A 280-nucleotide genomic window follows, 5' to 3' on the forward strand; every position below is an offset into this window, starting at 1 on the left:
GGGTTAGACCTGAAAAACTGCGCCATGAAGATGACGCGTAATAACGAAGAGGTTTCTAGCGGGCGCGGCAGCGAATGCCTGGGACATCCGCTTAATGCGGCCGTCTGGCTGGCACGCAAAATGGCCAGTCTGGGTGAACCGCTGCGCACCGGAGATATCATTCTTACCGGGGCATTAGGTCCGATGGTGGCGGTGAATGCGGGCGATCGTTTTGAAGCCCATATTGAAGGCATAGGTTCAGTTGCTGCGACATTTTCAAGCGCAGCCCCAAAAGGAAGTC

At 55.4% G+C, this 280-nt stretch carries 1 pseudogene; it reads left to right on the top strand.

From position 1 onward, the window contains the following. A pseudogene (gene mhpD, locus SB822_RS56540) lies at nt 1–280 on the top strand (2-keto-4-pentenoate hydratase); the annotation flags it as partial.

Source organism: Paraburkholderia sp. SIMBA_054 (assembly GCF_046534875.1).
Taxonomy (GTDB): Bacteria; Pseudomonadota; Gammaproteobacteria; order Burkholderiales; family Burkholderiaceae; genus Paraburkholderia; species Paraburkholderia hospita.